The 7,190-nt window shown below is 52.2% G+C and carries 9 protein-coding genes; all 9 read right to left on the bottom strand.

The window, feature by feature from the left end; genetic code table 11:
- Window positions 1-136: 136 nt before the first annotated feature.
- Complete coding sequence (gene arlJ, locus ACXJJC_RS05370) at window positions 137-1,453, bottom strand: archaellar assembly protein ArlJ/FlaJ (RefSeq protein ID WP_503421139.1); 1,317 nt, start codon at window positions 1,451-1,453, stop codon at window positions 137-139.
- A 9-nt stretch (window positions 1,454-1,462) separates the two neighbouring features.
- Window positions 1,463-1,810, bottom strand: coding sequence for a hypothetical protein (locus ACXJJC_RS05365; RefSeq protein WP_456369940.1), 348 nt, complete (start codon window positions 1,808-1,810; stop codon window positions 1,463-1,465).
- Between the two features lie 5 nt (window positions 1,811-1,815).
- Window positions 1,816-3,459 (bottom strand): archaellum flagellar ATPase motor FlaI, encoded by a 1,644-nt coding sequence (gene flaI, locus ACXJJC_RS05360; RefSeq protein ID WP_456369939.1) that lies wholly within the window; start codon window positions 3,457-3,459, stop codon window positions 1,816-1,818.
- On the bottom strand, window positions 3,456-4,157 hold the full coding sequence (arlH, locus tag ACXJJC_RS05355) for an archaellum protein ArlH (RefSeq protein ID WP_456369937.1): 702 nt from the start codon (window positions 4,155-4,157) through the stop codon (window positions 3,456-3,458). The genes flaI and arlH overlap by 4 nt, the downstream gene beginning before the upstream one ends.
- Window positions 4,158-4,162: 5 nt before the next feature.
- On the bottom strand, window positions 4,163-4,600 hold the full coding sequence (locus ACXJJC_RS05350) for an archaellin family protein (protein WP_456369936.1): 438 nt from the start codon (window positions 4,598-4,600) through the stop codon (window positions 4,163-4,165).
- Window position 4,601: 1 nt separating this feature from the next.
- On the bottom strand, window positions 4,602-5,039 hold the full coding sequence (locus ACXJJC_RS05345) for a hypothetical protein (RefSeq protein WP_456369935.1): 438 nt from the start codon (window positions 5,037-5,039) through the stop codon (window positions 4,602-4,604).
- Window positions 5,029-5,988 carry a FlaD/FlaE family flagellar protein gene (locus ACXJJC_RS05340; protein WP_456369933.1) on the bottom strand — a complete coding sequence of 320 codons (960 nt, stop codon included), beginning with the start codon at window positions 5,986-5,988 and terminating at the stop codon, window positions 5,029-5,031. The genes ACXJJC_RS05345 and ACXJJC_RS05340 overlap by 11 nt, the downstream gene beginning before the upstream one ends.
- A complete protein-coding gene (locus ACXJJC_RS05335) occupies window positions 5,981-6,484 on the bottom strand; it encodes a flagella accessory protein C (protein WP_456369932.1) in 504 nt (167 codons plus the stop codon). Before ACXJJC_RS05335 ends, ACXJJC_RS05340 begins: the two co-directional genes overlap by 8 nt.
- A gap of 38 nt (window positions 6,485-6,522) precedes the next feature.
- On the bottom strand, window positions 6,523-7,190 hold a 668-nt coding region (locus ACXJJC_RS05330), incomplete at its 5' end, for a flagellin (RefSeq protein ID WP_456369931.1).

Below are 7,190 nucleotides of genomic sequence, written 5' to 3'. Positions count from 1 at the left end.
TGGTCAGAATGTGCGGTGACGCAATCATTAGCGTGCCCACCTCCATCATCACTATGATTGTTACAATACAAAAATTTTGTCATTTTACTTATGACGACTTTAAAAAATAAACAATAAATACAATTCGATAAAAAGATCAAATACCACCGACATTGAGCAGAGACGTGATCGCAAGCTGGCTGACGTAACCGCTAATGGCTGCCACCCACATCATGCCAACGGTGTGAACAAGACCGGCCATGATTCTCCCGCCGTCCATGATCTTTATTGCAAAAGTGGAGAGAATCGCGTGGAGGAGCATGAGCAGCGTAATCAGGTTGGAAACGAACGTGAGGTCTTCCTCAGGAACAGTGTGCAGTATGTTTCCGACGAAATCGGAGGGAATCTGAAGATTCGAGTAAAGCGCGTTCATTGACTCGACAACCCCGAAAGATATGTAGAGGGCGAAGGATATGCCGATTATGACTCCGTAGGCAATTCCCACGAACGAGCCTGTGGTTTGAGCCCTCCTCTTCCTCAGGTTGTTAATGGTTATGAAGTTGCTCGCAACAATCTCGGCAACATCTATCGGCTCCGCTCCAAGAGATATGGCCTCGACAAACATGTCGGTGAAGCGGTATATCAGGTTGCTGTTCGTTGCGATGGCGAACTTCTCCCACGCCCTTCTCTTGTTTATCCTCGAGTTCAGTCTCCTGTAAAGGGCGCGGATGTCTTCGGTGAGCGCGCCGAAGTCGTGGGTCGTGAGGTACTTGAGACTCTCGAGAACGTTTCCACCCCTTGCTGAGGCGGAGGCTCCGAGGCTCATTATGAAGGACGGGGCGTTCCTGTCCTTCTCCATTATCAGCTTTTCCTCCTTTCTCGCAGCGTAACCCGGTATCAGCAGGGGAAGGATTGAGATTGCCATGACAAACGTAAACGGGATGTCGATGAGGTGGTACACGTAATTCGCAAAGAGCAGCACCGTGAAAGCGGCGAGAAAGAGCACCATCGAAACGGCAAAGAGCCTGTAGAGCCTTCTGTCGACGATCGTGTACTCCCCGGAAGTCTGCCAGAGCGGATCTTCAGGAACAACCGCTTTCAGGTATACCATCACTCCGATCTCGGCGATTATGAAGAATATCATTATCAGATAGAGCGTGAACCTTATGCTTATGCCAGTGAGGAACGGCATTATTATGGCAAAAGCCGCGAAGAAGCTGAGGGACAGGATTATGGAAACGTAAATCTCCTTGAAGATGTCGATGCTGTACATCCTCCCGTTGTAGAGCGTGACGAAAGCCTCCATCACGACCTTCTGCTCCCTCTTTATGAACTCCTTGAAGTCCTCTCCGCTGTCGAGCTCGTGAGCCATTCTGTCCAGGAAGTCCGAGAAGATCTTGCTGGGGGTCCTCTTGGAGATGAACCTGCACGCCTGGGCAAGATTTCTCCTCCACTTGTCCATCAGAAGGAAGATTTTCCTCGTCTATTCAGCGAGAGCCTTGTACTCCTTCCTCTCAGAGAGAATCTTCATGAGCTCCTTCCTGTCAATCTCAGATGTCGAGAGGGCACCCATGTGTGTGATGTAGAAGTGGATGTTGCTGTCTATCTCGTTCTTCATTCTAACTTCAACCATCTTTATGTAGAGTATCGCAGGAAGGAGCAGGAAAAGCGGGACGAGAAGCAGCAGCACCCTGAACATCCCGAGAAACTCAAGCACGGGGTAAAGGAAGAAGTAAATCACGAGGAAGAGAACGAGGGCTCCCACTAAGGACGGCAGGAGTATGAATTTCATGTACCTCTCGACGTTTATTCCCAGGTGCCTCACGTTCATGACCATCACAGCCTGAATGGAAGGCCCTCTATCCCCTTCTTGTAGAAGTTCCAGATCACCTTCACAACCTCGTAGTAGTCGAATATCTTCTCCTCGACCATTCTGCTGAGGATCCTGGCCCTCAGCTCGAGCTCGTTGTAGATTTCTCTCGGATCCTCGTAGCCAGCGGTCTGGGCTATCTTGTTCTCCAGGATGTAGCTGTTGTACAGCCCCCTGAAGATGTGCTCGTCATTCACGCTGTCCCACTCGAAAACCGACCTCGTAACAACACCTCCTATCTCCTCGTAGTATCCCTCTATCTCCTCAACAACCAGACACCTCCTCAAAAACTGCCCCTTCCTGTAAACCGCCTGCTGGATGAGTGCAACGTTCAGGTTGTCGATGAAGGTGATGGGCACGTTTATGGGGTCGCCGGTCAAACGCTGGATGAGCTTCTTCACGCTTCCTGCATGAAATGTGGCGAGGACAGGGTGACCGGTCTGCATGGCCTGAAATGCGATGGAACCCTCCTTACCCCTGATCTCACCGACTATGATGTAGTTGGGTCTGCTTCTCAGTGCTGCTCTCAGCAAATCGAACAGGTCGACCTTTCCAGCTTCACCCCTCTCCCTCGTGTTGAGCTGCTGCCAGACCGCGTGCGGAACCTGAACTTCCGGAGTATCCTCTGCCGTGTAAATCTTGGAGTCAGGTTTGATGAACGGGATCATGGCATTCAGGGTGGTGGTTTTACCGCTCGCAGTCTCTCCGCTCACCCATATGCTCATCCCGTACTCTAAGCAGAGCCAGAGATACGCGGCAACTTCCGCGCTCAGCGTTCCCCAGTTTATGAGCTGCGTTATGCTTATCGGAACGGCCGTGAACTTTCTGATTGTGAAGGACGGCCCCTTCAGGCTGACGTCCGTTGAGTATATGATGTTGATTCTGCTGCAATCAGGAAGGGAGCCGTCGACGATCGGATCCTTCTCGCTGACAGGCCTTCCCATCCTCTCTCCGAGGTTCTTCAGGAACTCCGCCATTTTTATGTCGTCTCCGAAGTCGATGTTCGTCGGCATCATGTCGAATATCTTGTGAACGACGTGCGTGTTTCTCGGCCCAATCACGTGGATGTCCTCGATGTAGGGGTCCCTTATCAGGGGCTCGAGGGGGCCCGTGCCAACGACCTCACGCTTAATCAGGTAGCGAAAGTTGTAGGCCTCCTCCCTCGTAAGCGGGATCTTGGAGAATGACAGGGAAAACCTGCTTTTCTTTTTGTACTCCTTCCTGACAGAGGTTGTTTCAACCACCTTGTCGAACAGCCTGTCTATGAGTTTCTCCATCTCCTCGTCAGTTTCGGGTGGAGGTTCGTACGGAGCGAGCTCGAGCATTGCATCAAGGACCGCGTTGAACTTGTCCTCCTCATCCCTCCTAAGCCTCGGCTCTATGGCTATGTAGTGCTTCTTTCCCTCCCTGTCGGTGTATATGTGGATGAAAACTGGGTCACCGACGGGGTAGATTATGTTCGGCCTCGGGAGAGACTTCATCTCCCTCGTGAGCTGCACGACAAAGGTCGGTATGGTGCCCTCTCTCCTCTTGAATGAGTCGAGATACCTCCTGAGGTGCGGATTCCTCTTCACCGCGACGTCAAGCCTGTCGCTCACAACGGCTTTCATGGCTCCGCCACCGCTGCGATCTCGACCACCAGTCCAATCCCCGGCTCGACCCTGAAGGCAATCTGCTTCTGGTACTGCCCGGGAGCGAGGTTGTACTTCCTGATGGTCATCATGTTCTTGACGTCAGTTCCGAACTTCCTCAGCGAGCACTCCGCGAGGAATGTGGAGGCCGCCTCGAGCTCAAGCAGGGAATCATCGTCAATCTCGCCGGGAAGTATCGTGGCGATGACGGACCTTCCGGTGGCAGAAATTCTCTTCAGAAATGCCATCAGCTCTATGGCAGACTCTGGATTGAGGTCGAACTTCACGAGAGATGAGAGTGAGTCAATGAATATGACGTCCGCATCAAATACGTGTTTTGCGGAAATGAGCCTGTTAACGTAATCCTGCCTCTTTCTCGGGAGGCTGATGAGTGGGTAAACGGGAAAGAACTTCAGCCTTCCGGCTATAATTTCCTTCTCAACAGAATAGCCTATACTCGACATCTGCTTTACAAAATCGACGGTCGTAAACTGCGTGGAAAGGTAGGTGACGGTAACACCGTTTTTGATGAGTCCGTACACCATCCTCTGGCAGACTATGCTCTTTCCGCTGCCGCTCTCCCCGTAGATTATGCCGAGCGTTCCCTTGGGTATTCCACCTCCGAGCTTCTTGTGAAACTCGTCGTTGGGTATCTGCACGGGGTAGAGAGATACCATGGCCATCACCCCTGGAACTCGAAGGTCTTCTTCACCCCAACATCGGATATGACCGTGAGCCTCACGTCACCCGTGAGCTGGGGCGTGTAAACGTAGAGCGTCGCGGTCTCTCCCGGCTTTATCGAAACCCGGTCAGACGTGAAGTCTGCGGCAGTTCCGTTTATCAGCACAGTCAGAGTGCTGTTCGTGGTGTACAGCTCTTCCGTACCGGTGTTCTTTATGTAAATCACGTACGCACCAATCGTGGAGTTGTAAACCACCTGAACCGGATCGTTTATTACCTCGAAATCCGTCCCAACGAGCTTCTTGAGGTTTTCACCCTGCTCGTTCGCCTCGATGGCTATCTTCTGAACGGTTATGAACATCATGGCGGACGCCGAGGATGCGATCAGCACTGCGGTTATGAAGATGATCAGGTGCGTCGCAACTTCGCCGAACCCCATGTCAGGTCACCACGTAGGTTGTGTATATGGCGTAGCCATTGTCGGCCACAACCTTAAGCCTGTGGAGCGTCGCGTTACCGCCGGGCAGGTAGTAGGCCCTGATCTCGACCGCAGTTTCAGGGTAGAGCTTTGTCCTGTTGTAGTCGAACCTGTACATTACTCCGTCGACCAGCAGGTCGAACCTGTCCAGGCTGAGGGTCGTTGTTCCGGTGTTTCTGAGCACCACGGTGAGGTTGTGCGATGACGCGGTGGCCTGAACTGCAGTAACGCTCGCGAACTCGAGCCTCGTGTTTGAAACCGCCTCAATTCTCTCCTTTTTTTCCCTCAGCTCTCCCACATACGTTTTGGCGGTGTCGCTCACAACGCTGTAGATTATCCCGAATACCGCGAGGCTGAAGACAAAAATTATTGTGAACGCTGCCGTGGTGCTAAAGCCCATTTATCTCACTGACCCCCTTCTTTATCCTGTATATCTGTCTCTCCACCTCGTGAAGGATCTCCTTGTTCATCCTGCCGGTTTTAAGGGCCTCGATGAACAGCAGGGACATTATGTGGTCCTGGACGTTCATGTAGCCGACGGGTCTCCAGTCCGAGCTCTCGTGGTAGAGCCTGATGCCCTTCGCATACCTGAGGATGTCGAACATCACGCTCTCGGAGATCCAGCCTATGTCCACGTAGTAGTCCAGCACGTCCTCGAGACCGCTGTAACCCACCCTCTCGATCATGTACTCTATCCACTTCAGCAGAAACATCATGGACTTCGTGTTTGCGGGAATTCTGTCCAGATGGACAGAGTCTGACGCAAACGGAATGGCAGGATGAGCATGGACGGGAGCTTTCTCCACCGCTGCCTTTTCACCAGCTCTCACGATCTCGCCTCCGAAACCTCCACTCACAAGGTCCTCAAAACCCCTAACCTCAGCAACATCCTCTTCCATCGCCGAACCGCTCTGCTGCCCGGCTTCCTGCTCGCCTACTGACGCGCCATCGACCTTAGCATCCTGTTCGACAGAGCCGTTTCCCTCGCTCTTCTGCTGGACCAGCTCACCTCTGGCCAGCTTCTCCATGAGCTTCTCCAGCCGGTCTATCTTGCTGTAGAGATCCGCGACATCTATGTCTATCCTGTCCCTCAGCTTCTGCTCGACGTTCTGGACTATCCTCTCCACCTGCTCCTCCGTCACCCTCCTCCCCCTCAGGAGGTCGTAAAGGTCCCTGATCACTATAGAGGGTATCCTCCCCTTGTAGCTCTCGAGCTTGTTTTTCAGCTCCGACTCGGACAGGTACTTGCTCTTCCTGGATTCGCTCTGCCTCTGCTCCTCCTCTTCACTTTCCCCACCACCACTCTGAATCTCGTCGAGGTAGATTACCTTCCTGATGTCATCACTCAACGTTCAACACCTCCCCGTAGAGGACCTCATTCACAACATCCTTAAGGTTGACAGCATTCCTGTAGATCATCCTGATATCCATCTGAAGGTCGAGGATCAGGTCCTCGAGCTCGTCTATCTTCTTCTCGAGCTCGTCGATTCTCTCAAAGCTGAGCTTCGTTGCCTTCGAGCTCCCAACGAAGGGATTTATCTGGGCCGAGACGACCTCGTATAGGGCCATCATGTCCTTCATCGACTCCTCGATCTTCTTCATCTCGTCTCTCAGTCCGTCAATCTCCTTCTTCAGGTTGCTCATGGATATGTCCATCCTCGGCAGTCGATTCTCGATCTCGCTCAGCCTCTCGTTCATCTTCATTATCATGTCGTCTTCCTGCGACTCCTGAGCCTGATCCGCGGAAAGCTCCTCCTCGACAACCCCTTCCTCCTCGAACTCCTCCTCGACCACCTCCTCCTCATCCTCCTTCTTTTTGAGTTTTTTAAATAAATTGAACCCCATAAAAATCACCTCAAAAAAATTGGGGAAAATCGTTGCAGTTACTGGAGCTCGACTATCACCTGCGTGTATGACGGTGGCGTCGTGAACTCGATTATGCCCGGTGCACCGAATTCCGGCCTGACCTCGCCGCTCACTTTCTCTCTGGGTGGAAGCCCTCCAAAGACGCTGTTTGCATCTACGATCAGAATGACTTTATCACCCTGGTTGAGGACTGGGTAGTCTGGACTGAGGGAGCCATCCTCATCTTGGAGCACTATTATCCCGAACTCCTTCGTCGAATCGTGACCGAGGGAAGCGTTGGTAAGATTTGTCCACGCAGTGTTATCAAACAGATTGTCAAGCCCAGTGTCTTTGTAATCTGCAAACGCTTTGGCAGCTGGACTTGTATTGTATGCAAGCGTTACGGTCTTTGTCTCGTTTGACAGTATTACTCTCGCAGCCGCAAGATCTACATCATGACCGCCTGTGTTAACCTCTATGAATATTGCCAGTTTGTCCACAACAGCACTGCTCGTTCTCGGAGATGTTACATTTCCGAGCACCTTAACAACCTTTATACCACTGGCAACCTCCTTGGTAGTTTCCCTTCCCGTTGTCATTGCCTTCTGCTGCAGGAAGCCGACGGTCTGTATCAGCACCGCTGCGCTCACTGCCGCCACCAGAACGATGGCGATGAAGACTATCAGTATTTCAATGCCTATGGCAC

This window comes from Geoglobus sp., from assembly GCF_054018175.1.
This window is presented reverse-complemented; position numbering and strand designations above follow the sequence as displayed.

Excerpts from the sequence above, each read along its gene's own strand:
- ACXJJC_RS05365 (WP_456369940.1), bottom strand. The coding sequence starts at position 1,810 with ATGAACGTGAGGCACCTGGGAATAAACGTCGAGAGGTACATGAAATTC.
- flaI (WP_456369939.1), bottom strand. The coding sequence starts at position 3,459 with ATGAAAGCCGTTGTGAGCGACAGGCTTGACGTCGCGGTGAAGAGGAAT.
- arlH (WP_456369937.1), bottom strand. The coding sequence starts at position 4,157 with ATGGTATCTCTCTACCCCGTGCAGATACCCAACGACGAGTTTCACAAG.
- ACXJJC_RS05350 (WP_456369936.1), bottom strand. The coding sequence starts at position 4,600 with ATGGGGTTCGGCGAAGTTGCGACGCACCTGATCATCTTCATAACCGCA.
- ACXJJC_RS05345 (WP_456369935.1), bottom strand. The coding sequence starts at position 5,039 with ATGGGCTTTAGCACCACGGCAGCGTTCACAATAATTTTTGTCTTCAGC.
- ACXJJC_RS05335 (WP_456369932.1), bottom strand. The coding sequence starts at position 6,484 with ATGGGGTTCAATTTATTTAAAAAACTCAAAAAGAAGGAGGATGAGGAG.